General features: G+C 70.1%; 13 protein-coding genes and 3 rRNA genes. 13 read left to right on the plus strand and 3 right to left on the minus strand.

The window, feature by feature from the left end:
- Positions 1–140: 140 nt before the first annotated feature.
- A complete protein-coding gene (locus FRAQA3DRAFT_RS27165; RefSeq protein WP_009742259.1) occupies positions 141–1517 on the minus strand; it encodes a hypothetical protein in 1377 nt (458 codons plus the stop codon).
- A gap of 544 nt (positions 1518–2061) precedes the next feature.
- On the opposite strand from FRAQA3DRAFT_RS27165, the gene FRAQA3DRAFT_RS27170 reads away from it, so the two are divergent.
- The 3 genes from FRAQA3DRAFT_RS27170 to FRAQA3DRAFT_RS27180 all read left to right on the plus strand — a co-directional run bounded on the left by FRAQA3DRAFT_RS27170 (position 2062) and on the right by FRAQA3DRAFT_RS27180 (position 5199).
- The gene (locus FRAQA3DRAFT_RS27170; protein WP_009742260.1) at positions 2062–2847 is read left to right on the plus strand and encodes an electron transfer flavoprotein subunit beta/FixA family protein; all 786 of its coding nucleotides are present in this window, start codon (positions 2062–2064) and stop codon (positions 2845–2847) included.
- 12 nt (positions 2848–2859) lie between these two features.
- Positions 2860–3822, plus strand: coding sequence for an electron transfer flavoprotein subunit alpha/FixB family protein (locus tag FRAQA3DRAFT_RS27175; protein WP_009742261.1), 963 nt, complete (start codon positions 2860–2862; stop codon positions 3820–3822).
- 264 nt (positions 3823–4086) lie between these two features.
- Positions 4087–5199, plus strand: coding sequence for an ROK family protein (locus tag FRAQA3DRAFT_RS27180; protein ID WP_009742262.1), 1113 nt, complete (start codon positions 4087–4089; stop codon positions 5197–5199).
- Between the two features lie 180 nt (positions 5200–5379).
- Here FRAQA3DRAFT_RS27180 and FRAQA3DRAFT_RS27185 read toward each other — a convergent pair whose 3' ends face one another.
- Positions 5380–6186 (minus strand): mycofactocin-coupled SDR family oxidoreductase, encoded by an 807-nt coding sequence (locus tag FRAQA3DRAFT_RS27185; RefSeq protein WP_009742263.1) that lies wholly within the window; start codon positions 6184–6186, stop codon positions 5380–5382.
- The gene (gene mftE / locus FRAQA3DRAFT_RS27190) at positions 6183–6917 is read right to left on the minus strand and encodes a mycofactocin biosynthesis peptidyl-dipeptidase MftE (protein WP_157468765.1); all 735 of its coding nucleotides are present in this window, start codon (positions 6915–6917) and stop codon (positions 6183–6185) included. Before mftE ends, FRAQA3DRAFT_RS27185 begins: the two co-directional genes overlap by 4 nt.
- Before the next feature lie 1730 nt (positions 6918–8647).
- Here mftE and FRAQA3DRAFT_RS27195 point away from each other — a divergent pair.
- From FRAQA3DRAFT_RS27195 to ligA, 10 genes are all read left to right on the plus strand, one after another.
- A 16S ribosomal RNA gene (locus FRAQA3DRAFT_RS27195) occupies positions 8648–10157 on the plus strand.
- A 414-nt stretch (positions 10158–10571) separates the two neighbouring features.
- Positions 10572–13680, plus strand: a 23S ribosomal RNA gene (locus tag FRAQA3DRAFT_RS27200).
- 75 nt (positions 13681–13755) lie between these two features.
- Positions 13756–13872: ribosomal RNA gene (rrf, locus tag FRAQA3DRAFT_RS27205) — 5S ribosomal RNA — on the plus strand.
- Together the 16S, 23S and 5S rRNA genes form the textbook arrangement of a ribosomal RNA operon.
- A 255-nt stretch (positions 13873–14127) precedes the next feature.
- Positions 14128–17505, plus strand: coding sequence for a fused isobutyryl-CoA mutase/GTPase IcmF (icmF, locus tag FRAQA3DRAFT_RS27210; protein ID WP_009742265.1), 3378 nt, complete (start codon positions 14128–14130; stop codon positions 17503–17505).
- A 189-nt stretch (positions 17506–17694) separates the two neighbouring features.
- Positions 17695–18201, plus strand: coding sequence for a MarR family winged helix-turn-helix transcriptional regulator (locus FRAQA3DRAFT_RS27215; RefSeq protein WP_009742266.1), 507 nt, complete (start codon positions 17695–17697; stop codon positions 18199–18201).
- On the plus strand, positions 18191–19720 hold the full coding sequence (gene mftF / locus FRAQA3DRAFT_RS27220; protein ID WP_157467697.1) for a mycofactocin biosynthesis glycosyltransferase MftF: 1530 nt from the start codon (positions 18191–18193) through the stop codon (positions 19718–19720). Before FRAQA3DRAFT_RS27215 ends, mftF begins: the two co-directional genes overlap by 11 nt.
- Positions 19717–20919 (plus strand): cysteine desulfurase family protein, encoded by a 1203-nt coding sequence (locus FRAQA3DRAFT_RS27225; protein WP_009742268.1) that lies wholly within the window; start codon positions 19717–19719, stop codon positions 20917–20919. Before mftF ends, FRAQA3DRAFT_RS27225 begins: the two co-directional genes overlap by 4 nt.
- A gap of 53 nt (positions 20920–20972) precedes the next feature.
- A complete protein-coding gene (gene mnmA, locus FRAQA3DRAFT_RS27230) occupies positions 20973–22031 on the plus strand; it encodes a tRNA 2-thiouridine(34) synthase MnmA (protein ID WP_009742269.1) in 1059 nt (352 codons plus the stop codon).
- 58 nt (positions 22032–22089) lie between these two features.
- Positions 22090–23127 carry a methionine synthase gene (locus FRAQA3DRAFT_RS27235; RefSeq protein ID WP_009742270.1) on the plus strand — a complete coding sequence of 346 codons (1038 nt, stop codon included), beginning with the start codon at positions 22090–22092 and terminating at the stop codon, positions 23125–23127.
- Positions 23124–25190: NAD-dependent DNA ligase LigA (gene ligA, locus FRAQA3DRAFT_RS27240; RefSeq protein ID WP_009742271.1), on the plus strand; the 2067-nt coding region annotated here is incomplete at its 3' end. The genes FRAQA3DRAFT_RS27235 and ligA, both read left to right, overlap by 4 nt.

The following is a 25190-nucleotide window of genomic DNA, read 5'->3' on the forward strand; positions in this document are numbered from 1 at the left end:
ACCTGGCGGGGACCCCCGTGCGGCCCGGCAGGAGCGCCGGGCCGCACGGGGGGCGGGCCTGTGAGGAGGGCGTCGGGTGGGGGAGGGGCCCGCTCCGGGCGGCGCGCTGGGCGCGGTGGGCCTCGCTGGGCGGTAGGCCTCTAGGCGGCGGGGGCGGACTCGAGCAGCGGCCGGGCGTGCTCGCGCCACTCCCGCACCGCGACGGTCGGGTGCTGGCCGAGGGCCTGGTCGAGCTCGGCCAGTTTCCTGGCGATCCGCTGCGAGGAGACCTGCCCGGCGACGGAGACCGCCCGGTAGCCCGCCTCCAGGGCGCCCTCCAGCTCCGGCGCGGGCCGGCGCAGGTAGGCGAGCGCCAGGTCGGCCTCGGCGTAGCTGCGGGTGCGGGCGCGGGCCGGGCCCTGCAGCGCGCGCGCCTCGACCAGATTCTCCTCCGCCTCCTGGGCCCGGCCCAGCAGCAGCAGGCAGTGACCGCGGCACTCGGCGGCGTCGCCGGCGTTGTAGTGGCCCGCCCAAGGCGGCCCGTCGCCGTCGTCGCGGGCGATGGCCGCGTCCATCCGGTCCAGGGCGCGCCGGCAGCCGGCCTCGTCGTTGTTGCGGGCCAGCGCCCAGGCGTGCTTGTCGTGCAGCATGGCCTGCACCGCGCTGGTGGAGTGCCGCAGCGAGCGGCCGAGGGCGGCCCGGGCCAGCGCCAGGCTCTGGCGCGGATGGTCGAGCTGGGCGGCCTGGTCGCTCATCCCGGACAGCACCCGCCCGGCGAGCATGGCGTCGTCGGCGTGCTCGGCGAGGCTGAGGGCCTGGATGTAGTAGCGCTGGGCGAGCGCCTCGCGCCGGCTGTCCTGGGCGAGCCAGCCGCAGAACTGGGTCAGCTCCGCCAGGGCGCTGAACAGGTCCGGGTTGGGGCGGTTGTCGCGGGCGGCCCGGGTCTGGTCGTGCAGGAAGCTGACCGCCTGGGGGCGGATCTCTCGGCTGCCGAACTTGGCGTCCAGCTTGCGGAAGGTCTCGGTCACGTCGCGGATCAGGGCGCCACCGCCCACGATCGGCGGCTGCACCCCGACGATCCGGTCGACGACGCCGGTGAGGCTGGAGAGGACCGGATCGGCGAAGGCAGACGCGATGAAGGCCGATCCGTCCTGCAGGAGGTCACGTCGCCGCATGTCTCGTCCCGATAGTCCGGCAAGGGTGCGCAGGGTCTCGACGGGTGCGTTCGCTCCGCACAGCCCCAGGTCGTCGTGGCGGTAGGACTCCCCGCGCCAGCCGAGGTCGGCCGGCAGGACGGGATAGCCCAGGGCGGCTGACATCTCGGCGGCCGCCAGCTCGGCGACCATCGGGTCGCGCGGGCGCATCCCCCGTCGCCAGTGACCGACAGTCGTCCTGGCCAGGCCCAGTTCGATCTGGCGCTGCTGGCGGGCACGGGCGTTCACCTGACAGGCGAACCTGGTGTCCGATACCCCGGCTTCGCGCAGCAGACGCGCGAAGGGGGTGGTGGCTGCGGGATTGTCCGGCGGCGTATTCGACATCTGTCCCCCGTCGAAGTTAGGTCAACCTAAGTCGGCGGTGGCCCGGCCGTGCACACCGCTTGAGGCAGAAAGTAGTGGAACGGTCACTATTAAGGGAAGAGGGTGTGCACAACCCGGCCAGATTGCACGCCTGGCCGGGACCGATGCCTCTAGCGCTGCAGTGAGGGGCGGGGATGGCTCCGCGGCAATGTCACGGAACGTGGATGGCCAGTCATCTGCTCATCCATATGCATGGAACTTATGCACGTGCATTCCGAACCGCGGTACAAAATGCTCCCGAAAGTGATGTCCGCAGGGGAGGCCTTGTCCCGCTCTGGGGGGAACTGGCCGGGCGTGATGTGCCCACCGCGGGGTATGGCTGCAGCGGGGCGCACGGACTAGTCTTGGTGACGGCGTGTAGTCGATAACCGTCCCGAGCTGGCTGTCCAGGTCAGGGGCACAGTGCGGTCCGCGTCACGCCGCCGATCATCGGGCGTGTGAGCGCCCCAGATGCGACGATGTCAAGAGCACTGACATCGGATGTTGGCTACGGAGGCCCCAAGGCGTGAACATCGTCGTTACCGTCAAGCAGGTTCCCGATACCTGGGCGGAGAAGAAGCTCGACGCCGCGGACAAGACCGTCGACCGCAAGAGCGTCGACAACGTCATGAACGAGATGGACGAGTACGGGGTCGAAGAGGCCCTGAAGATCAAGGAAGCGCACGGGGGTGAGGTCACCGTCGTCACGATGGGACCCGCCAAGGCGGTCGAGACGATCCGCAAGGCCCTGTCGATGGGCGCGGACAAGGCCGTTCACCTCACGGACGACTCGCTGCACGGGTCGGACGCGCTGGCGACCTCCGCGGCGCTCGCGAAGGTGATCTCGACGCTGTCCCCGGACATCGTCATCACCTCCTCCGAGGCCTCGGACGCCCGTGGCGGCGTCATCGGTGCCCTGCTGGCGGAGCGCCTCGGGCTGCCCCAGCTCACCCAGGCCCGCAAGGTCACGGTGGACCCGGGCGCGAGCAAGGTGACGATCGAGCGGCTCGCCGACAACGGTTACGCCCTCGTCGAGGCGAGCCTGCCCGCCGTGGTCGGCGTCGTCGAGAAGATCAACCAGCCGCGTTACCCCTCGTTCAAGGGCATCATGGCGGCCAAGAAGAAGCCGCTGACGACGCTGTCCGCCGCCGACGCCGGGCTCGACGGCGCCGCGGTGGGCCTCGCGGGCGCCGCCTCGGCGGTCGTCACGTCCGAGCCCGCCCCGCCGCGCTCGAGCGGGACGATCGTCAAGGACGAGGGCGACGGCGGAACGAAGGTCGCGGAGTTCCTCGCCGCGCAGAAGCTCATCTGAGGGGTTTGTTCGATGGCTGAAGTTCTCGTACTCGTCGAGCACGCCGACGGTGAACCCAAGAAGGTCACCGCCGAGCTGCTGACGCTCGCCCGCACGCTCGGTGAGCCGTCCGCGGTGTTCCTCGGTGCCCCGGGCACCTATGCGAAGGCCAAGGAGTACCTCGCCCAGTACGGCGCCGCCAAGGTGTACGTCGCGGAGTCGGACGACATCGCGAGCTACGTCGGCGGACCGGCGGCGGAGGTGCTGGCCAAGCTGGTGGGCGAGACGTCGCCCGCGGCCGTGCTGGTCGCGGCCACCGCGGACTCCCGCGAGGTCGCGGCCCGGGTCGCCGCCAAGACCGAGTCCGGCCTGATCTGGGACGCCACCGCGCTGTCCGCGGACCTGGTCGCCACCCAGGGGATCTTCGGCGGTTCGACGATCGTCACCTCGAAGGTCACCAAGGGCGTGCCGGTGGTCGTCGTCCGGCCGAACTCCACGGCCCCCGAGGCGGCGTCGTCGACGCCGGCCGAGCAGACCGTGGACGTCGCGATCTCCGACGCCGCCAAGGGCGCGAAGATCGTCGACCGGGTGGTCGAGGCCAAGTCCGGCCGGCCGGACCTCACCGAGGCCCAGGTCGTCGTCTCCGGCGGTCGCGGTCTCGGTGCCGCCGAGCACTTCGCGCTGGTGGAGAAGCTGGCCGACACCCTCGGTGCCGCCGTCGGCGCTTCGCGTGCCGCGACCGACGCCGGCTGGTACCCGCACCAGAACCAGGTCGGCCAGACTGGCAAGACGGTGTCGCCGCAGCTCTACATCGCGGTGGGCATCTCCGGTGCCATCCAGCACCGGGCCGGCATGCAGACGTCCAAGACGATCGTCGCGGTCAACAAGGACCCCGAGGCGCCGATCTTCGAGTTCGCGGACTACGGGCTCGTCGGCGACCTGTTCAACGTCGTCCCGCAGCTCACCGAGGCGATCGAGAAGCGCAAGGCTGGCTGATCGGTTCCCCGGACCGGCCACGGCCGGGCCTCCACCCGTCCCTGACGAGGCTGGAGCCCGGCCGTTGTTGTTTCCGTCTCCTTCCCGCCGAGCTCTCCCTCCTTCCCGCCGAGCTCTCCCTCCTTCCCGCCGAGCTCTCCCTCCTTCCCGCCGAGCTCTCCCTCCTTCCCGCCGAGCTCTACGGTGAGGGCCGGGCCGCGGTGGAAGCAGGCGTCCGCGGGCCGAGTGGGGGGATCGGGCCGAGTGGAGGGACCGGGTATCGCCATGTCGTCAGAGCCGCAGGGAGCCTTCGAGGGCGAACCGTCCGCGACGGCGATCGGGGTCGGGACGAGGGGCTCCGGCGCCCGGCGTGCGCTCGCTGTCGACATCGGCGGCACCAAGATTGCGGCCGCGGTCGTCGACGCGGACGGCACGATCCTCGCGACGGCGCGTCGCCCCGTGCCTGCTGTCCGGCCGTCCGAGGTCCGACCGTCCGACCCCGAGGCCCCGCAGCCCGAGGTCCGGCTGTCCGAGGGCGAGCCGGACGGCGGTGCGGGCGGGTCCGCCGAGGAGGTCTTCGGCGCGGTGCGGGAGTGCGTCGGCGCGGCGCTCGCGTCGGCCGAGGTCGCGCCGGATGCGATCGTCGGGGTCGGCTGCGGGTGCGCCGGGCCCATGGAATGGCCGGCGGGGGAGGTTTCGCCGCTGAACATCCCGTCCTGGCGGGCGTTCCCACTGCGCGCCCGGCTGCGGGAGCTGTTCCCGGGGCGGCCCGTGCTGGTCCACAACGACGGCGTCGCGCTCGCCGCCGGTGAGCACTGGGCCGGGGCGGGGCGGGGCGTGCGCAACCTGCTCGCGGTGACGGTCTCGACCGGCGTCGGTGGCGGGCTGGTGCTGGGGGACCGGCTGTTCCACGGCACCTCCGGCAACGCCGGCCACATCGGTCACCTCGTCGTGGACGTGGACGGACCGGACTGCCCGTGCGGCGGCCGGGGCTGCGTCGAGGCCCTTGCTTCCGGTCCGCGGACGGTGCACCGGGCGCGGGTGGCCGGTTGGACCCCCGCCGCGGGTCAGCCAGCCGACGGCCACACCCTCGCCGCCGCGGCCGCGGCCGGGGACGAGATCGCCCGCCGGGAGCTCGCCCGGGCCGGGGCCGCCGTCGGCGCGGGGCTCGCCTCCAGCGCGAGCCTGCTCGACCTGCAGGCGGCCGTGGTGGCCGGCGGATTCGCGCAGTCCGGCCCGATCTTCTGGGACGCCCTGCTCGCCGGCTTCGAGCGCCATGCCGGCCTCGCCTTTGTCCGGCGGATGCGCATCGGGCGCAGCGACGATCCGGCCCGGATCGCGCTGCGGGGAGCCGCCGCCTTCGTCCTGGCGCCGCAACGCTACGGCTGGCCGGACTGACCCGCCTCACTACACCCACCCCCGCACCGGGCCGCCGCGCCTTCCGCCGGGGATTCCTCGCACGGCTCGCGCACGGCTCGCGCACGGTCCGCGCACGGTCCGCGCACGGTCCGCGCACGGCCCGTGTTGGCGCGGCGTTGGGGTCCCGACCTCGGGCAGGCCCGACCTCGGGCGGGTGGGTCAGCCGGTGAAGCCCCCGTCCGCGGCCAGCACGGAACCGGTCATCCCGCTCGCCGCCGGTGAGCACAGGAAGGCCACGGCGGCGGCGACCTCCTCGGGTCGCAGTAGTCGGCGCAGGTAGGCGTGGCTGGCGAACTCCCCGGCGTCGGGCAGGTCGTAGACCCTGGCGGACTCGGCCAGCATCGTGGTGTCCATCGAACCGGGGCATACGACGTTCGCCGTCACCGCGGTCCCCGCGAGGTCCGCGGCGAGGCTGCGCACCAGCCCGACGACGCCGTGCTTGCCGGCGGAGTAGGCGGCCAGCCGGGGCAGCGGTCGGGTTCCCGCCGCGGAGGAGACCGCGACGAACCGGCCGGCGGACGCCTCGAGCAGCGCCGGGATCGCCGCCCGGATGACGTGGAACACGCCCGTGAGGTTGACGGCGAGCAGCGTCTGCCAGGAGTCGTCGTCGGTCTGCCAGATCGGGGGTCCGCCGGCGATGATGCCGGCGGCGGCGACGGCCGCGTCGAGCCGGCCGTAGCGCTCCCGGGCAACGGTGACGGCCGCGTCGACGTCGGCCTGCCGGCGGACGTCCGCGCGGACCGCGACCGCGTCGCGGCAGCGGGCGGCAACCGCGTCAAGATCCCGTCCGGTCGCGTAGGGATAGCCCTTCGTCGGCGGTTCCGGCACCGCCATATCGGCGAGGACCAGGCGATAACCGGCGACGTCGAGCGCCTCGGCGACCGCGGCGCCCAGGCCGCGTGCCGCCCCGGTGATCAGTGCGACGGGCGCCGGCGACGAGGCCGCGCCGCCATTGCCGCGCGTCACGCGGACCGGTCCACGGGCCGCACCGCGGGGGGCGTGATGCCATGCCGCCGCGCCCAGCTCAGCAGCCGTTCGACGGCGTTGTCGACGTAGGCGTCGAGTAGGCGGGCGCCCTCGGCCGCCGACGCGCCCGCCGGGTTCCCCAGCACCCCCGACGGGCTGAGCGTGGCGACGCCGTGAGCCATGAGCTCGTCCAACGACGGGCTGGGGCCGGCCGCCGCGAGGTCCAGCCGCACCAGGTCCGGGGCCAGGTGCAGCAGCAGCGAGGTCTCCGAGCGACCTGCGTGCAGGTCGCGCTCCGCCGCCGGGACGCCCACGGCCCCGGCCAGGGCTGCGGTCGGGGCCCACAGGTGCACCGGGCGACCCTCGCCGGCCAGGATCCGCCGTGCCGACTGCAGGGCGGCGGTGTTCCCGCCATGCCCGTTGACCACCACCACGGCGCGGGCCGTGTCGTCGGCCGAGCGGACGAGCTCGACGACGGCCTGCTCGAGCACCTGCGTGCCCAGGGAGACCGTGCCGGGGAACCCGGCGTGCTCCCCGCTGGCCCCGTACGGCATGACCGGCCCGATGAGCAGAGGTTCCAGTCGGTCCGCGAGACCGTGGGCGACGGCGGACGCGACCCGGGTGTCGGTGTCGAGCGGGAGGTGCGGTCCATGCTGCTCGGTGCTGCCCAGCGGCAGTACCAGCAGCGGGCGGTCGTCCATGAGCTCCCGCCAGGTGGCCCGGCCGAGCATCGACACCTTGTCTCTCCTCTCCCAGACCCCTGCGTCTCCCGGGACCCCTGCGTCTCAGGGGACCCCTGCGTCTCAGGGGACCCCTGGGATGGTCCCGACTCCCGCGGGGGTCCCGTCCCGCGCGACGGCCACGTCCTTGCCTCTCCGGGGCGGGCGTCCGACCCGCCTGGTGCCTCGCCTCTGCCGCCTGCGCCCTCCGTCCGGACAGGGCGTCGATCCGGCTGGGGCCCATCCGGCCCGTGACGTCCGTCTCGCCATACGCACCGGTTCCGACTGCCCCCTTGGCCGGGACGTCGGCGGTACCCGGCCGGGACACGTCCGGCAGCCGTGACCCGACCCCGGCCGCCGCACCGCCGCTGGCACGGGTACGGCCCCGCTTCGCGGCCGCCCCTGCCCTGGATCTGATGCTGGCGAGCCGGGTCACCAGAGCCGGTGACCGCTCCGTCCCGATCGGTCGGGTCTGGTCGACGGCGGGATCCGGGGCGATCGCGGCATGGCACCCGCATCGGGTACATCCCAGCATGCGGAGGGATCCGCGGTCGACAGGTGTGGCGGGGGTCGGCATCCGGGTGCAACCGGTCCGGCGTCCCAGCGCGTCTCGCGCTCGCCCAGGGTCCGCGCCGACCCGCGAACCGAGTCCGACGCCCGCAGGAGGCGTTCCGCCCCGCTGCAGCGATCGCTCCCGTGTGTCTCGTCCGCCCCGCGGGCCGGCGTGCCGATGAGCGTCGGTCTGACAAGGAAGGTTTGGGCCGGGCCACCGCGGGGCACACCCCCGTCGGAGCCCACCGCCGGCGAGAGCCGGCAGCCGGGAACCCGGTCGCTGTCTCGGTCGTTTGACCTGGGCAGACGGCGAGGGGCTGGCGGCCAGGCGCCAGGCGGCGCGGCTCCGCTGGCTCGGAATCATCCCGGCGCCCCGGCCGTTGGACCAGGGCGAGGGTTAGCGCACCGTCCATCGGCGGTGTCAGAAAGTTATGCCGTCGCGTTCACCCACGCCGGCTCCTCTCGTGTATAGTTCTCCTTCGTCGCCCAACGAGCTCCGCAAAGAGCCCGATGTCGCGCAGGACCAAATCTCCTCCGAGGGGGCACAGACCCCCCGAGGAAACGGGCCGCGGACGGTGCGATAAGGTGTGAAAGTGGCGATCGCCGGCAAGTCGGTGGGAAACCCCGAAAGCCGGAGCGATTTGACACAATCCAGCCAAAGCTCGTAACCTAGAAACATCGCACGAGCCAATCACCGCAAGGCGAATTGTCTCGGGTGCGCAGAAAAAAGTAGTACCTGTTCGAAACGGTTCATCTCGCACAAAACGAAGCGATTTGACACCGAACGAAGAGGCCAAGTAAGTTAAAGAAGCACCAGAACGAAGCCCGCAAGGGCGAACAGCAAGAAAAAGCAGTACCTGTTCGAAAAGGTTCATCTCGCACAAAACGAGGCGATTTGACACCGAACGAAGAGGCGAGTAACTTAAAAAAGCACCAGAACACAGAAGCACCAGAACGAAAGCCCGCAAGGGTCGGAATCTGGTAGCGCCTGCTCCTTGAGAACTCAACAGCGTGCCGATTGTCAGTGCCAATGGTTTTACCCCGTTCATGGCCTGGCTGGTTGTTCTTCGCATGCCGGATGGTGTGTGGGGGGTGGCTGGTTTGGGGTTGTGAGGGATTCCTTTGGACACGGCATCATGTTTGTGGTGTCGATGTCGGGGTCTGCCGGTTTTCCGGCACTCTCGAAATCATTGATGGAGAGTTTGATCCTGGCTCAGGACGAACGCTGGCGGCGTGCTTAACACATGCAAGTCGAGCGAGGGGCTTCGGCTCCTAGCGGCGAACGGGTGAGTAACACGTGGGCAACCTGCCCCGAGCTCTGGAATAACCTCGGGAAACCGGGGCTAATGCCGGATATGACACTGCCGGGCATCTGGTGGTGTGGAAAGATTTATCGGCTCGGGATGGGCCCGCGGCCTATCAGCTTGTTGGTGGGGTGATGGCCTACCAAGGCGACGACGGGTAGCCGGCCTGAGAGGGCGACCGGCCACACTGGGACTGAGACACGGCCCAGACTCCTACGGGAGGCAGCAGTGGGGAATATTGCGCAATGGGCGAAAGCCTGACGCAGCGACGCCGCGTGAGGGATGACGGCCTTCGGGTTGTAAACCTCTTTCAGCAGGGACGAAGCGCAAGTGACGGTACCTGCAGAAGAAGCACCGGCCAACTACGTGCCAGCAGCCGCGGTAATACGTAGGGTGCAAGCGTTGTCCGGAATTATTGGGCGTAAAGAGCTCGTAGGCGGCCTGTCGCGTCGGCTGTGAAAACCCGGGGCTCAACCCCGGGCCTGCAGTCGATACGGGCAGGCTAGAGTCCGGCAGGGGAGACTGGAATTCCTGGTGTAGCGGTGAAATGCGCAGATATCAGGAGGAACACCGGTGGCGAAGGCGGGTCTCTGGGCCGGAACTGACGCTAAGGAGCGAAAGCGTGGGGAGCGAACAGGATTAGATACCCTGGTAGTCCACGCCGTAAACGTTGGGCGCTAGGTGTGGGGGACCTTCCACGGCCTCCGTGCCGCAGCTAACGCATTAAGCGCCCCGCCTGGGGAGTACGGCCGCAAGGCTAAAACTCAAAGGAATTGACGGGGGCCCGCACAAGCGGCGGAGCATGTGGCTTAATTCGATGCAACGCGAAGAACCTTACCAGGGCTTGACATGCAGGGAAATCTCGTAGAGATACGGGGTCCGTAAGGGTCCTGCACAGGTGGTGCATGGCTGTCGTCAGCTCGTGTCGTGAGATGTTGGGTTAAGTCCCGCAACGAGCGCAACCCTCGTCCTATGTTGCCAGCGAGTAATGTCGGGGACTCATAGGAGACTGCCGGGGTCAACTCGGAGGAAGGTGGGGATGACGTCAAGTCATCATGCCCCTTACGTCCTGGGCTGCACACATGCTACAATGGCCGGTACAAAGGGCTGCGATACCGCGAGGTGGAGCGAATCCCAAAAAGCCGGTCTCAGTTCGGATCGGGGTCTGCAACTCGACCCCGTGAAGTCGGAGTCGCTAGTAATCGCAGATCAGCAATGCTGCGGTGAATACGTTCCCGGGCCTTGTACACACCGCCCGTCACGTCACGAAAGTCGGTAACACCCGAAGCCGGTGGCCTAACCCTTGTGGGGGGAGCCGTCGAAGGTGGGACCGGCGATTGGGACGAAGTCGTAACAAGGTAGCCGTACCGGAAGGTGCGGCTGGATCACCTCCTTTCTAAGGAGCGTCTGGCTGGTCTGTCCTGTTGGGGGTGGGCTGGTTCAGGGCCAGGACCGGATGTGCATGCCGGTCTGGTTGCTCATGGGTGGAACGCTGACGATAGGGTTGCTGGTTGCTGCTGGGTGTCTAGTACTCCGTGGTTGTCTCCTTCGGGGGTGGCTGTGGGTGGAACGGGTCTGGTGGGGGCTGGTGGTCTGTGGCACGCTGTTGGGTCCTGAGGGAGTGAGGCTTCCTCGTCTGGTGTGACCCCTTCTGCATGGCTTCCCGGGTGGGGGGTTGTGGTGGTGGGGGTCTGCTGGTGAACGGACCGGTCGTGGTAGGGGACTGCTCTCCTTGTGGGGGTGGGTCCTGCCGGGTCGGCTGGGGCCGTCCGTACGTTGAGAACTGCACAGTGGACGCGAGCATCTTTGTGGCCAAGTTATTAAGGGCGCACGGTGGATGCCTTGGCACCAGGAGCCGATGAAGGACGTGGGAGGCTGCGATATGCCTCGGGGAGCTGTCAACCGAGCTGTGATCCGAGGATTTCCGAATGGGGAAACCCGGCAGGGCTTTAAATCCTGTCACCCATGCCTGAACACATAGGGCATGTGGAGGGAACGCGGGGAAGTGAAACATCTCATTACCCGCAGGAAGAGAAAACAACCGTGATTCCGCGAGTAGTGGTGAGCGAAAGCGGATGAGGCTAAACCAGTGTCGTGTGATAGCCGGCAGGCGTTGCGATGCTGGGGTTGTGGGATCGTCCGGACGGGACTGCCGTTCCGTCGGGGAGTCAGAAAGAACGCTGTTAGGCGAAGGTCATGCGAATGGACCGCCATAGAGGGTAATAGCCCTGTAGCTGAAAACAGTGTTCCTCCCGGACGTGTTCCCAAGTAGCACGGAGCCCGTGAAATTCCGTGTGAATCTGGCGGGACCACCCGCTAAGCCTAAATACTCCCTGGTGACCGATAGCGGACTAGTACCGTGAGGGAAAGGTGAAAAGTACCCCGGGAGGGGAGTGAAATAGTACCTGAAACCGTGTGCCTACAATCCGTGGGAGCTGGACTTCGGTCTGGTGACCGCGTGCCTTTTGAAGAATGAGCCTGCGAGTTTGCGATGTGTGGCGAGGTTAACCCGTTGTGGGGTAGCCGTAGCGAAAGCGAGTCCGAAGAGGGCGTTTGAGTCGCATGTCCAAGACCCGAAGCCGAGTGATCTACCCATGGCCAGGTTGAAGCGCGGGTAAGACCGTGTGGAGGACCGAACCCACCAGGGTTGAAAACCTGGGGGATGAGCTGTGGGTAGGGGTGAAAGGCCAATCAAACTCGGTGATAGCTGGTTCTCCCCGAAATGCATTTAGGTGCAGCGTCGCATGTTTCTTGCCGGAGGTAGAGCACTGGATGGCCTAGGGGGCCCACAAGCTTACTGAAGTCAGCCAAACTCCGAATGCCGGTAAGTGAAGTGCGGCAGTGAGACTGCGGGGGATAAGCTTCGTAGTCGAGAGGGAAACAGCCCAGATCGCCAGCTAAGGCCCCTAAGCGTGCGCTAAGTGGAAAAGGATGTGGAGTCGCATAGACAACCAGGAGGTTGGCTTAGAAGCAGCCACCCTTGAAAGAGTGCGTAATAGCTCACTGGTCAAGTGATTCCGCGCCGACAATGTAGCGGGGCTCAAGCGCACCGCCGAAGCTGCGGCATACGCAAGTGAGCCAGGCGCCTTCGGGTGTCCAGGTTTGTGTATGGGTAGGGGAGCGTCGTATGGCGTGTGAAGCGGCGGGGTGACCTAGTCGTGGATGCCATACGAGTGAGAATGCAGGCATGAGTAGCGAATGACGGGTGAGAAACCCGTCCGCCGAATGACCAAGGGTTCCTGGGGCAGGCTAATCCGCCCAGGGTGAGTCGGGACCTAAGGCGAGGCCGACAGGCGTAGTCGATGGACAACGGGTTGATATTCCCGTACCGGCGCTGACGCGCCCATGCTGAACCTGGTTGTGCTAACCATCTGATCGGATGTGTCTCTTCGGAGGTGTGTTCGGGAGGTTGGGATCCTGGCTGGTAGTAGGCAAGCGATGGGGTGACGCAGGAGGGTAGTCCAACCCAGGCGGTGGTTGTCCTGGGGCAAGGGTGTAGGACGGAGCGTAGGTAAATCCGCGTTTCCATGTGTCTGAGACCTGATGCCGAGCCGATTGTGGCGAAGTGGATGATCCCATGCTGCCGAGAAAAGCCTCTAGCGAGTGTCAGGGCCGCCCGTACCCTAAACCGACACAGGTGGTCAGGTAGAGAATACCAAGGCGTTCGAGTGAACTGTGGTTAAGGAACTCGGCAAAATGCCCCCGTAACTTCGGGAGAAGGGGGGCCGTTCTCCGTGTAGGGACTTGCTTCCGTAGCGGGGAGTGGCCGCAGAGACCAGGGGAAAGCGACTGTTTACTAAAAACATAGCTCCGTGCTAAGTCGTAAGACGATGTATACGGAGTGACGCCTGCCCGGTGCTGGAACGTTAAGGGGACGGGTTAGCTCTTCGGGGCGAAGCTCAGAACTTAAGCGCCAGTAAACGGCGGTGGTAACTATAACCATCCTAAGGTAGCGAAATTCCTTGTCGGGTAAGTTCCGACCTGCACGAATGGCGTAACGACTTTCCCACTGTCTCAACCACAGACTCGGCGAAATTGCACTACGAGTAAAGATGCTCGTTACGCGCGGCAGGACGGAAAGACCCCGGGACCTTTACTATAGCTTGATATTGGTGTTCGGTTCGGCTTGTGTAGGATAGGTGGGAGACTGTGAAGCTGGGACGCTAGTTCCGGTGGAGTCATTGTTGAAATACCACTCTGGTCGTACTGGATGTCTAACCTCGGTCCGTGATCCGGATCAGGGACAGTGTCTGGTGGGTAGTTTAACTGGGGCGGTTGCCTCCTAAAGAGTAACGGAGGCGCCCAAAGGTTCCCTCAGCCTGGTTGGCAATCAGGTGTTGAGTGCAAGTGCACAAGGGAGCTTGACTGTGAGACAGACATGTCGAGCAGGTGCGAAAGCAGGGACTAGTGATCCGGCGGTGGCTTGTGGAAGCGCCGTCGCTCAACGGATAAAAGGTACCCCGGGGATAACAGGCTGATCTTGCCCAAGAGTCCATATCGACGGCAAGGTTTGGCACCTCGATGTCGGCTCGTCGCATCCTGGGGCTGGAGTAGGTCCCAAGGGTTGGGCTGTTCGCCCATTAAAGCGGTACGCGAGCTGGGTTTAGAACGTCGTGAGACAGTTCGGTCCCTATCCGCCGCGCGCGCAGGAGACTTGAGAAGGGCTGTCCCTAGTACGAGAGGACCGGGACGGACGAACCTCTGGTGTGCCAGTTGTTCTGCCAAGGGCATGGCTGGTTGGCTACGTTCGGAAGGGATAACCGCTGAAAGCATCTAAGCGGGAAGCCTGCTTCGAGATGAGGTCTCCCACAGGGTAGCCTGGTAAGGCCCCCGACTAGATGATCGGGTTGATAGGCCGGAGGTGGAAGTGCGGTGACGCATGGAGCTGACCGGTACTAATAGGCCGAGGGCTTGACTTCGAAGATGCTACGCGTCCACTGTGCGGTTCCCAGCTGTATGGCCGGCTGGGTGCTGGTTGTATAGTTGAATAGTGTTTCGGTGGTTTTGGCGAAGGGGAAACGCCCGGTCTCATTCCGAACCCGGAAGCTAAGCTCTTCAGCGCCGATGGTACTGCATGGGGGACTGTGTGGGAGAGTAGGACGCCGCCGGACTTACACAAAGTGTGGGGTTGCCTTTCAGGCAACCCCACACTTGTATTTGGGGATCTTTCAGCCGGTGCATGCCTTCTTGCGTCCCGGCTGGCAGTCAGCTCCCTCGGCCTGCCGCCCCGAACGCACCCACGGCCGGCCCAGGCCCATCGGTCCCGGCCCCACTGGCATCACTCGAATGGACGTCCTACTATCGGGAGCCAGAAGGTCGTAAGGGCGGGTACACCGGCCCGTCCGTCCTCACCGGGAGCTGCTCCGATGCCATCCGCCGCCCAGCAGGACACGGCAGGTCTGCACGTCCCCATCCACCCGGTCCGCATCGTCACCGCGGCCGCGCTGTTCGACGGGCATGACGCCGCGATCAACATCATGCGGCGGCTGCTGCAGGCCCAGGGGGCGGAGGTCGTCCACCTCGGCCACGACCGCAGCGTCGAGGAGGTGGCGACCGCAGCGATCCAGGAGGACGCCCAGGGCATCGCCCTGTCCTCCTATCAGGGCGGACATCTCGAGTACTTCAGTTACCTCGTGGAACGGCTGCGTGAACGTGGCGCGGGCGACGTACGGGTCTACGGCGGGGGCGGCGGGGTGATCGTGCCCGCGGAGATCGAGCTGTTGCAGTCCCGTGGCGTCGCCCGGATCTTCTCCCCGCAGGACGGGCAGGCGATGGGCCTCGCCCGCATGATCAACACGATCATCGCCGCCTGCGATGTCGACCTCACCGCCGACGGCCCCAAGCTGGAGGAGGTCATCGCCGGCGAGCAGGGCGCACTGGCCCGGGCGATCACGGTCCTCGAGGCGGATCGCGACGACGAGCTGGCCGCAGCCCTGCGGGAGGAGGCCGGTCGGCGGCCGACCGTGCCGGTGCTCGGCATCACCGGCACCGGTGGGTCCGGGAAGTCCTCGCTGACCGACGAGCTGCTGCGCCGTTTCCGCCTCGACCAGGGCGACGCGCTGCGCATCGCCGTGCTCGCCGTCGACCCGAGCCGGCGGCGCGGGGGCGGGGCGCTGCTCGGCGACCGGATCCGGATGAACTCCTTGGGCGACGGGAGCTCTGGCCAGGTCTTCTTTCGTTCCCTGGCCACCCGAGCGGCGGGCAGCGAGGTCCCTCCCTCGGTGCCGGGGGCGATCGCGGCCTGCAAGGCGGCCGGGTACGACCTGGTCATCGTCGAGACGCCCGGCATCGGGCAGGGCGACGCGGCGATCGTCCCCTACTGCGACGTCTCCCTGTATGTGATGACGCCGGAGTACGGCGCGGCCTCGCAGCTTGAGAAGATCGACATGCTCGACTTCGCCGACGTGGTCGCGGTGAACAAGTTCGAGCGGCGCGGCGCCGAGGACGCCCGGCGTGACGTCGCTCGGCAGCTCGTGCGCAACCGGGAGGCGTTCGACCGGTCCTGGGAGGACATGCCGGTGTTCGGCACCTCCGCCGCGCGGTTCCAGGACGACGGCGTCACCGCGCTTTACCAGCACCTTCTCGGCCTGCTGCGCGAGGGTGGGTTGCGGACGCAGCCCGGCGCCCTGCCTGCGGTCGGGGTGCGCGCCGCCACCGGGCTGACCACCATCGTCCCGCCGGCGCGGGTGCGCTACCTGGCCGATATCGCCGAGACGGTGCGCGACTACCACGCCGAGACGGAACGGCAGGCGCAGCTGGCCCGCCGCCGCGAGCACCTGACCACCGCACTCGACGCGCTGCGCACCGCGGCCGGTGCCACCGGAGCCGGGGCCGGCGCGGTGCCCGCCGCCCGCCCGAGCGGCGCGCAGGCTGATACCGAGCGCGGGCTCGCGGCTCCGGTCGCGGAGCTCGGCGCCCTGGCCGCCCTGCGCGACGAGGCCGACGCGGACCTGGCGCCGTGGACGAAGGAGCTACTGGAGCAGTGGCCGGCGATCGTCGCCGAGCGGCAGGGTGAGGAGCTGACCTACGCGGTGCGCGGCACCGAGATTCGGACGCCACTGCGACGCACGACGCTCGCCGGCAGCCGGATCTCCCGCGTCGCCGTGCCGGCCATCGACGACGATGCCCGGCTGGTGCGGTTCCTGCGCCGGGAGAACCTGCCGGGATACTTCCCGTTCACCGCGGGGGTGTTCCCGTTCAAGCGCGCCGGGGAGGCACCGGCGCGGATGTTCGCCGGGGAGGGGGACGCGTTCCGGACGAACCGGCGCTTCCACTTCCTGTCCGCCGGGTCGCCGGCGACCCGGCTGTCCACGGCCTTCGACTCGGTCACCCTCTACGGTCGCGACCCTGCCCCCCGGCCGGACGTCTATGGCAAGGTCGGCACCTCGGGCGTGTCGATTGCCACTGTCGACGACATGAAGGTCCTGTTCGACGGGTTCGATCTCTGCGACCCGGCGACCAGTGTCTCCATGACTATCAACGGCCCGGCGCCGGCCATCCTCGCGATGTTCCTGACCACGGCGATCGATCAGCGGCTGGCCGCGTTCGCCGCCGAGCACGGCCGCGAGCCGAGCGACGCCGAGGCCGCCCAGGTCACCGCCGGCGCGCTCGCCACCGTGCGGGGAACGGTGCAGGCGGACATCCTCAAGGAGGACCAGGGGCAGAACACCTGCATCTTCTCCACCGAGTTCGCGCTGCGGGCGATGGCCGACGTGCAGGAATGGTTCATCGAACGGAACGTCCGCAACTTCTACTCCGTCTCGATCTCCGGCTACCACATCGCCGAGGCCGGCGCGAATCCCATCACGCAGCTCGCCTTCACCCTGGCCAACGGATTCACCTACGTCGAGGCATATCTCGCCCGGGGAATGCGGATCGACGAATTCGCGCCGAACCTGTCGTTCTTCTTCTCCAACGGGATGGATGCGGAGTACACGGTCATCGGGCGGGTGGCACGGCGGATCTGGGCGGTGGCGATGCGCGAGCGGTACGGCGCCGCCCCCCGCTCGCAGATGCTCAAATACCACGTGCAGACCTCCGGTCGGTCACTGCACGCCCAGGAAATGGCGTTCAACGACATCCGGACCACCCTCCAGGCGCTGTGCGCGATCTACGACAACTGCAACAGTCTGCACACCAATGCCTACGACGAGGCCGTGACCACCCCGACCGAGAGCTCGGTGCGCCGAGCCCTGGCCATCCAGATGATCATCGATCGGGAATGGGGGCCCGCCGCCAACGAGAACCCACTGCAGGGGTCGTTCATCGTCGATGAACTGACCGATCTGGTCGAGGAGGCCGTGCTCACCGAGTTCGAGCGGATCAACGACCGGGGTGGCGTGCTGGGCGCGATGGAGACCGGTTATCAGCGGGGCCGCATCCAGGACGAGTCGATGCTCTACGAGCGCCGCAAGCACGACGGCACGCTGCCGATCGTCGGGGTCAACACCTTCCTCGCCCCGGATCGCGCCGCAAGTGCCCTGGATCGTGCCGCCGACGCCGCCGGTCCCCTGGAGCTGGCCCGAGCCACCGAGGACGAGAAGCATTCCCAGCTCACCCGCCTGACCGACTTCCAGCGCCGGCACGCCGCCGAGGCCGAGGCCGCCCTGGCCGAACTGCGCGCGGTCGCCGCCGGCACCGGAAACACCTTCGCGGCGTTGATGAAGGCGGTCCGGGTCTGCTCGCTCGGTCAGATCACCCAGGCGTTCTTCGACGTGGGCGGCCAGTACCGGCGCAATGTCTGAATTCGTCTAAGGCGACTGCGCGGCGCCGCAGGGTGGACTCAGCGTGGCTACCCGTAATCTCCGCGTACGCATGAATCTTTGCCTGCACGTGGCGTCCTGGGGTGCAATGGACGCTGGCCGTCATCGGGGCGGTCCCCGGCCCGCCGGTCGGGTGGGAGACTTCCCCTGAAGTGCAGGAGCGTCCAAGCCGTGGCCACCCCCAAACCGCTGCCCACCGATCCCATAGCGGAGGCCCATCGGCACTGGACCGCGCATGGCTGGGGCGCGGTGGCGGACGGGATGGCGGCGGTCACGTCGCTGATGCGCGCCCAGCAGATCATGCTCGCCCGGGTCGACGAGGTCCTGCGTCCGCTCGATCTGACCTTCGCCCGGTACGAACTGCTCATGCTGCTGCTGTTCTCCCGCCGGGGCGCCCTCCCGCTGAACAAGATCGGGAGTCGGCTTCAGGTCCATCCGACCAGCATCACCAGCGCGGTCGACCGGTTGGAGGCCCGGGGCCAGGTCCGCCGCACCCCGCACCCCACCGACCGCCGGGCGATCCTCGCCGAGATCACCGAGGAGGGGCGGGCGACGGCGCTCGCCGCGACGGAGAAGCTCAACGACACCGTCTTCGCCGACCCCGGTCTGGGGGACGGCGGGGTGCGGACGCTCATCGACCTGCTCACCGACCTGCGCCGGGCGGCCGGTGACTTCTGAGCCGGTGGTCGTCCCGCTGCCGGCCTCGTTCCGGGTGCAGTGCGACCCCGGCCTCACGATCCTGGCGCCTGCCGACGCTCCCCCGGCCGTCGGCGGGATCGTGCTGCTCGGCGGGTCGCCGCTGCGGCTGATGGCGCTGTCCGCCCCCGGCGCGAGGGTGTTCGCGGCGCTGCGCGGGGGCGTCACGGTCGGTGTGGCCGGACCCGGGGCGGGGTTGCTGGCGCGCCGGTTGGTCGACGCGGGACTCATCCATCCTCTGCCGCCCCGCCGCACCCCGGCGGCGGGCGTGGTCACCGCGGTCATCCCGGTCCGGGACGGGGCCGGGCGCATCGGCGCGCTGGTCGGCGCGCTGCGCGGGCAGTGCGCCGAGGTGATCGTCGTCGACGACGGCTCGGGGGACGCCACCTCGGCCGAGGCCGCCGCAGCCGGCGCCCGGGTGATCCGGCACGACCGGGCCCGCGGGCCCGCCGCGGCTCGTACGAGCGGCGCCCGGGCCGCACGCACCGAGGTGATCGCCTTCTGCGACTGCGACGTCCGGCCCACCGCCGACTGGCTCGACCGCCTCGTCGCCCACCTCGCGGACCCGGCGGTCGTCGCCGTGGCGCCGCGGGTCGCCTCCCCGGTGCCGCCGGGGTCGCGCGGGGGGCTGCGGGAGCGCTACGAGGCGGGCCGCTCCCCACTCGATCTCGGGCCGTGGCCGGCGGCGGTGCGCCCCGGGGGACGGGTGTCCTACGTACCGTCGGCGGCGCTGGTCATCCGGCGGGAGCACGCCGCGTTCGACCCGGCGCTGCGCTTCGGTGAGGACGTCGACCTGGTGTGGCGGCTCGCCGGCCGCGGCCACACCGTCCGCTATGAGCCGGCGGCGGTGGTGCACCACGATCCGCGGTCGTCCTGGCGGGCGTGGGCGCGCCAGCGCCACGGCTACGGCTCGTCGGCCGCGGAGCTCGCCCGGCGGCATCCCGGACCGCTGCGACCGGCCCGGGGGGCGGCAAGCGCGGTGGCGGCAGTGAGCCTGCTCGCCACCCGCCGGGACCGGGTCGGCGCGGTGGCGGTCGGGGCCCTGGCGGTGGGCCCGGTGGCGCTGACCACAGGACGCCTCGCCCGCCGGCTGGGCCGCACAGAACACCCAGGGCGCCCGGCGCTGGCCCTGACCGTTCGCGGGCGCCGCCACGCGCTGCTCACGGCCGCCGAGACGTCGCGGCGCACCTGGCTGCCCCTGCTGGCATGCGCGGGCAGGCCCGACCGCCTGGTCCAGGCCGCCGCGGTACTGCCGCTGGTGCACGACTGGTGGGCTGCGCGCCCCGCGGTCGGCCTCGCGCCGTACCTGCTCCTGCGCGTCGCCGACGACGCCGCGTACTGCGCCGGCGTCTGGTCCGGCTGCCTGCTCCGGGGCAACATCGAGCCGCTGATCCCGGCGTTGCCGACCATCCCGCGACGCCGGCGGACGGGCGGCCGCGGTGGGGGTGTGATCGGCGCGGCGACGTCGCCCGGCCCCGCGCGGCTACCCTCTACCGTGTGACCTACCTCGACCACGCGGCGACGACGCCGATGCGACCGGAAGCGCTCGCCGCGTACGCCGCGGTGCTCGCCGACACCGGCAATGCCTCGTCGTTGCATGCCAGTGGCCGTCGGGCCCGCCGCATCGTCGAGGAGTCGCGTGAGGCGCTGGCCGGCGTGCTGGGCGCCCGGCCGTCCGACGTGGTGTTCACCGGCGGCGGCACGGAGGGCGACAACCTCGCGCTCAAGGGCCTGTACTGGGCGCGGCGGCGGGTCGAGCCCGCCCGGCGGCGGGTGCTGGTCAGCGCGGTGGAGCACCGGGCGGTGCTGGACACGGTGCAGTGGCTGGGGGCCGAACAGGGCGCCGAGGTGGAGCTGCTCGACGTCGACGCCGCCGGCATGGTGCACCCGGACACGCTCGCCGCCGCCATCGAGCGCGATCCCGCCGCGGTGGCCCTGGTCTCGGTGATGTGGGCGAACAGCGAGGTCGGCACGGTCGAGCCGGTCGCCGAGCTGGCCGCCGTCGCGCATCGGCACGGGGTGCCGTTCCACACCGACGCGGTGCAGGCGTTCGGCCAGATCCCCGTCACCGTCGGCGAGGACGGGCCCGACGCCATCACCGTCAGCGCACACAAGATCGGCGGGCCGGTCGGGGTCGGCGCGCTGGTGGTGCGCCGCGGCCTCGTCCTGGAGCCGTTGACCCATGGCGGCGGCCAGGAACGCGACATCCGCTCCGGGACGCTGAACACCGCCGGGGTGGCGGCGTTCGCGGCAGCCGCGGCGACCGCCTGCGCCCAGGCCCCGCGGGAGAGCGTCCGGCTGGCCGCGTTGCGTGACGACCTCGTCCGCCGGGTCCAGGAGAAGGTGCCGGGCGCCGTGCTCAACGGCGCCCCGCTGGGCGGCGCGCCCGGCGGCCCGCAGCGGCTGCCCGGCAACGCCCATCTCACGTTCCCCGGCTGCGAGGGCGACTCGCTGTTGATGCTGCTCGACGCGCGCGGCATCGAATGTTCGACCGGTTCGGCCTGCTCGGCGGGAGTAGCCCGACCCTCGCACGTGTTGCTGGCCATGGGGGCCGGCGAGGAGCATGCTCGGGGGTCGCTGCGCTTCTCGCTCGGCCACTCGTCGCGCGCCGCCGACGTGGACGCGCTCGTCGAGGCGATCGGGCCGGTGGTGGAGCGGGCAAGCCGCGCGGGCGCGCTCGCCGGGATGACCGGCACCTGATCCGCGCCGCGTGCGCGGCGCCGCCGGAGGGGTTTTTGGGAGGTGCAGGTCTGATGCGGGTGCTCGCCGCCATGTCCGGCGGGGTCGACTCCGCCGTCGCCGCCGCGCGGGCGGTCGACGCCGGGCACGACGTCACCGGCGTCCATCTGGCCCTGTCCCGCTCGCCCGAGTCGGACCGGACCGGCGCCCGGGGCTGCTGCACGCTGGAGGACGCCCGCGACGCCCGCCGCGCCGCGGACGTGCTGGGCATCCCGTTCTACGTCTGGGATCTCGCCGAGCGGTTCGAGACCGAGGTCATCGAGGAGTTCGTGCAGTCCTACGAGGCGGGACGAACCCCTAATCCGTGCGTGCGCTGCAACGAGCGGATCAAGTTCGCCGCCGTGCTGGACCGGGCGCTCGCCCTCGGCTTCGACGCCGTGGTCACCGGCCACCACGCCCGCCTCGACCCGGACGGCACGCTGCGCCGTTCGGTCGACCCCGACAAGGACCAGTCCTACGTGCTGGGCACGCTGCGGCCCGAGCAGCTCGGTGCGGCGCGTTTCCCGCTGGGGGACTCCACCAAGGCGCAGGTGCGCCAGGAGGCGGCCGCGCGCGGCCTGGCCGTCGCCGACAAGCCAGACAGCCACGACATCTGCTTCATCTCCGGCGGGGACACCGGCGGCTGGCTGCGGGAGCGGATCGGCTCCCGGCCCGGCCCCATCGTCGACTCCCGGACCGGGCAGACGCTCGGCGAGCATGACGGGACCTTCGCCTTCACCGTCGGTCAGCGCCGCGGGCTGCGCCTGGGTCACCCGGCGCCGGACGGCCGCCCCCGCTACGTCCTCGACATCTCCCCGGTGACCTCGACGGTCACCGTCGGCCCCGCCGAGGACCTCGACATCCGCCGGCTGGTCGCCGACCGGGCGGTCTGGCCGCACGAGGGGGTGGTGTCCTGCCAGGCCCAGGTCCGGGCGCACGGCGGGGTCGTGCCCGCCGAGGCCGAGGCGCGCGGTGACGAACTCGTCGTCACCCTCGTCTCCCCGGTGCGCGGGACGGCGGCGGGCCAGGCCGTCGTGCTCTACGACGGTGACCGGGTGCTCGGTGGGGGGCACATCCGCGCCACAGCCGGGTGAGCGGCAGGGCTGGGCGGGGCGCCGGGCCTCGTCGGCCACAATGGCGGGATGAATCGCGATGAGCACTGAGGCCGGCCGCGCGCCGCTGTGGCCGGCCGGCGCGGCCACCGGGGTGGGTTCGCTGCCGGGCACCGAGCCGGTCGAGGCCACGAGGCTGGTGTTCGACGAGCTGCCGGACCTGCCGCACCTGCCGGAGCTGCCGGCCCGCGGGCCCGGCGGCACGATGATCGGCCGGGCGGGGGCGATCCTGCTCGACCTGCCCGTCGACCTGCAGCCGGCCGGCTGGCGGCTGGTGCCCCGGCCGAGCCTGGACCTGCGTCGCTCCCGAGACCTGTTGGAACGGGACCTGGACGCGTTGACCGAGGTCGCCGCTGGCTACTCCGGGCCGCTCAAGGTCGCCGTGGCCGGGCCGTGGACACTGGCCGCCGAGGTGGAGCTGCCACGCGGGCACAAGGCGCTGTCCGACGCCGGCGCCACCCGGGACCTCGCCGACGGGCTCGCCGCGGGCCTGGCCGAGCATCTCGGGGACATCGCCCGCCGGGTCCCGGGCGCGCGGCTCGTCGTCCAGCTCGACGAGCCGTCGCTGCCGGTGGTACTGGCCGGCCGGGTGCGCACGCCCAGTGGCTTCTCGGTGCTGCCGGCCGTCGAGGAGGGCCTGCTGGGGCAGCGGCTGCGGGCACTGGCCGAGGCCACCCGGGCGCTGGCCGGCGTGGCCGGGGTCGGCGTGCACTGCTGCGCCCCGGGGGTGCCGCTGGCGGCGCTGCGCGGCGCCGGGATGGACTTCGTCGGGCTCGACACCGCCCTGCTGACCCGGGCCCAGGACGACGCGGTCGGCGAGCTCGTGGAGGCCGGGGTGCGGATCATCGCGGGCCTGGTGGCCACCAGCGGCGGGTTCCCGAAACTGTCGGACGTCCGCCGTACCGTCGAACCCGTCACTGCACTGTGGAGCCGGCTCGGATTCCGGCCCGAACAGCTCGGGGAGGTGGTCGCCGTGGCACCCGCGTGCGGCCTTGCCGGATTCGGTACGGACGATGCCAGGGCGGTCCTGCGGCACTGCCGCCGGGCGGGTCGCGTCCTGGTCGACGCGCCGGCATGAGCGCGCCCCTGGATTCCGGCGACGCGGTGGCGGTCGGGGGCGGGGCCGCGGTGGAAGCGGGGATCGCCGCGTCCGTCGCGGACCGGGCCCGCGCCGCCGAGCTCGCCCGCGAGCTGGACGAGCACGCCTACCGGTACTACGTGCTGGATTCGCCGACCGTCTCCGACGCCGAGTACGACCGGCTGATGCGGGAGCTCACCGCGATCGAGGAGCGCCATCCCGATCTGCGCACCCCGGACTCGCCGACGCAGAAGGTGGCCGGGTCGTACTCGACCCTGTTCACCCCCGTCGAGCATCTCGAGCGGCTGCTGTCGCTGGACAACGTCTTCGACGACGACGAGTTCCACCAGTGGGCCGCGCGCGCGGCCCGGGAGACCGAGGTCGACGGCTGGCTGTGCGAGCTGAAGATCGACGGGCTCGCCGTGGACCTCGTCTACGCCGACGGCCGGCTCGTGCGCGCGGCGACCCGCGGCGACGGGCGCACGGGGGAGGACATCACCCCCAACATCCGCACGCTGGCGAGCGTGCCGACCCGGCTGCGCGGGGCGGGCGTGCCGGAGCTGCTGGAGGTCCGCGGCGAGGTCTTCTTCCCGACCGAGAAGTTCGCCGAGCTCAACGCGTCGCTGGTGGCCGGCGGCGGCAAGCCGTTCGCCAACCCGCGCAACGCCGCGGCCGGGTCGCTGCGCCAGAAGGATCCCCGGGTCACCGCCACCCGCCCCCTCGATTTGATCGTCCATGGGCTGGGGGCGCAGCGCGGGTTCGACGCCGCTTCCCAGTCCGCGGCCTACGCCCGGTTCGCCGAGTTCGGGCTGCCCGTCTCGACCCGCTTCGAGGTGCTGGCGTCGGTGGGCGACGTGCTGGCCTACATCCACCGCTGGGGGCGGGCCCGGCACGACGTGGAGCACGAGATCGACGGGGTGGTCGTCAAGGTCGACGCGTTCGCCCTGCAACGCCGGCTGGGGTCGACGTCGAAGGCGCCGCGGTGGGCGGTGGCCTTCAAGTACCCGCCGGAGGAGGTCACGACGAAGCTGCGCGACATCCGGGTGAACGTCGGCCGCACGGGTCGGGTGACACCGTTCGGCGAGCTCGAACCGGTGCTCGTTGCCGGCTCCACGGTGGGTCTGGCGACCCTGCACAACGTCGACGAGGTCGGCCGCAAGGGCGTCCTCATCGGCGACACGGTCGTGCTGCGCAAGGCCGGTGACGTGATTCCCGAGATCGTCGGCCCGGTCGTCGACCTGCGCGACGGCACCGAGCGTGCCTTCGTCATGCCCACTCACTGTCCCGAGTGCGGCACCGAGCTGGTGCGCCCCGAGGGCGAGGTGGACATCCGCTGCCCCAACACCGTCTCCTGCCCGGCGCAGCTGCGTGAGTCGATCTTCCACATCGCCTCGCGGGGCGCGCTGGACATCGACGGCCTCGGCTACGAGACGGCGATCGCCCTGCTCGAGGCCGACCGGGTCGGCGACATCGGCGACATCTTCCACCTGACGCCGGAGTCGTTCGAGGGGCTGCGCGGCTTCGGCCAGAAGAAGATCGACCAGATCCTGCGCGGCGTCGAGGCGGCCCGGCACCGGCCGCTGTGGCGGCTGCTGGTCGGTCTGTCCATCCGCCACGTCGGACCGGCCGCGGCCCGCGCGCTCGCCCGCGAGCTGCGCTCGCTCGACGCGATCGCCGCCGCTCCCGCCGAACAGCTCGCCGCCGTCGAGGGCGTCGGCCCGAAGATCGCCAGCGCGGTGGTGGACTGGTTCGCCGACGCCCGCCACCGCGACATCGTCGCCCGCATCGCCGCCGGCGGCGCCTCGCTCGCCGACGCCGGGGCCGAGCAGGGTCCCCGCCCGCTCGACGGTGTCGCGGTGGTCATCACGGGGACGCTCGACGGCTGGAGCCGGGACTCGGCGACCGAGGCGGTGCAGGGCCGCGGGGGCAAGGTCACCGGTTCGGTGAGCAAGAAGACGGCCTTCGTCGTCGTCGGCGCCGATCCGGGGGCGGCCAAGTACGACAAGGCCCGCAGCCTCGGCGTACCGGTACTGGACGAGGCCGGGTTCGCCGTGCTGCTGGAG

It is taken from the genome of Frankia sp. QA3 (assembly GCF_000262465.1).
Classification (GTDB): Bacteria; Actinomycetota; Actinomycetes; order Frankiales; family Frankiaceae; genus Frankia.

Coding starts and splice junctions, on each gene's coding strand:
- FRAQA3DRAFT_RS27175 (WP_009742261.1), top strand. CDS start 2,860: ATGGCTGAAGTTCTCGTACTCGTCGAGCACGCCGACGGTGAACCCAAG.
- mftE (WP_157468765.1), bottom strand. CDS start 6,917: ATGCTCGGCCGGGCCACCTGGCGGGAGCTCATGGACGACCGCCCGCTG.
- FRAQA3DRAFT_RS27235 (WP_009742270.1), top strand. CDS start 22,090: ATGAGCACTGAGGCCGGCCGCGCGCCGCTGTGGCCGGCCGGCGCGGCC.
- FRAQA3DRAFT_RS27165 (WP_009742259.1), bottom strand. CDS start 1,517: ATGTCGAATACGCCGCCGGACAATCCCGCAGCCACCACCCCCTTCGCG.
- mnmA (WP_009742269.1), top strand. CDS start 20,973: ATGCGGGTGCTCGCCGCCATGTCCGGCGGGGTCGACTCCGCCGTCGCC.
- FRAQA3DRAFT_RS27180 (WP_009742262.1), top strand. CDS start 4,087: ATGTCGTCAGAGCCGCAGGGAGCCTTCGAGGGCGAACCGTCCGCGACG.
- icmF (WP_009742265.1), top strand. CDS start 14,128: ATGCCATCCGCCGCCCAGCAGGACACGGCAGGTCTGCACGTCCCCATC.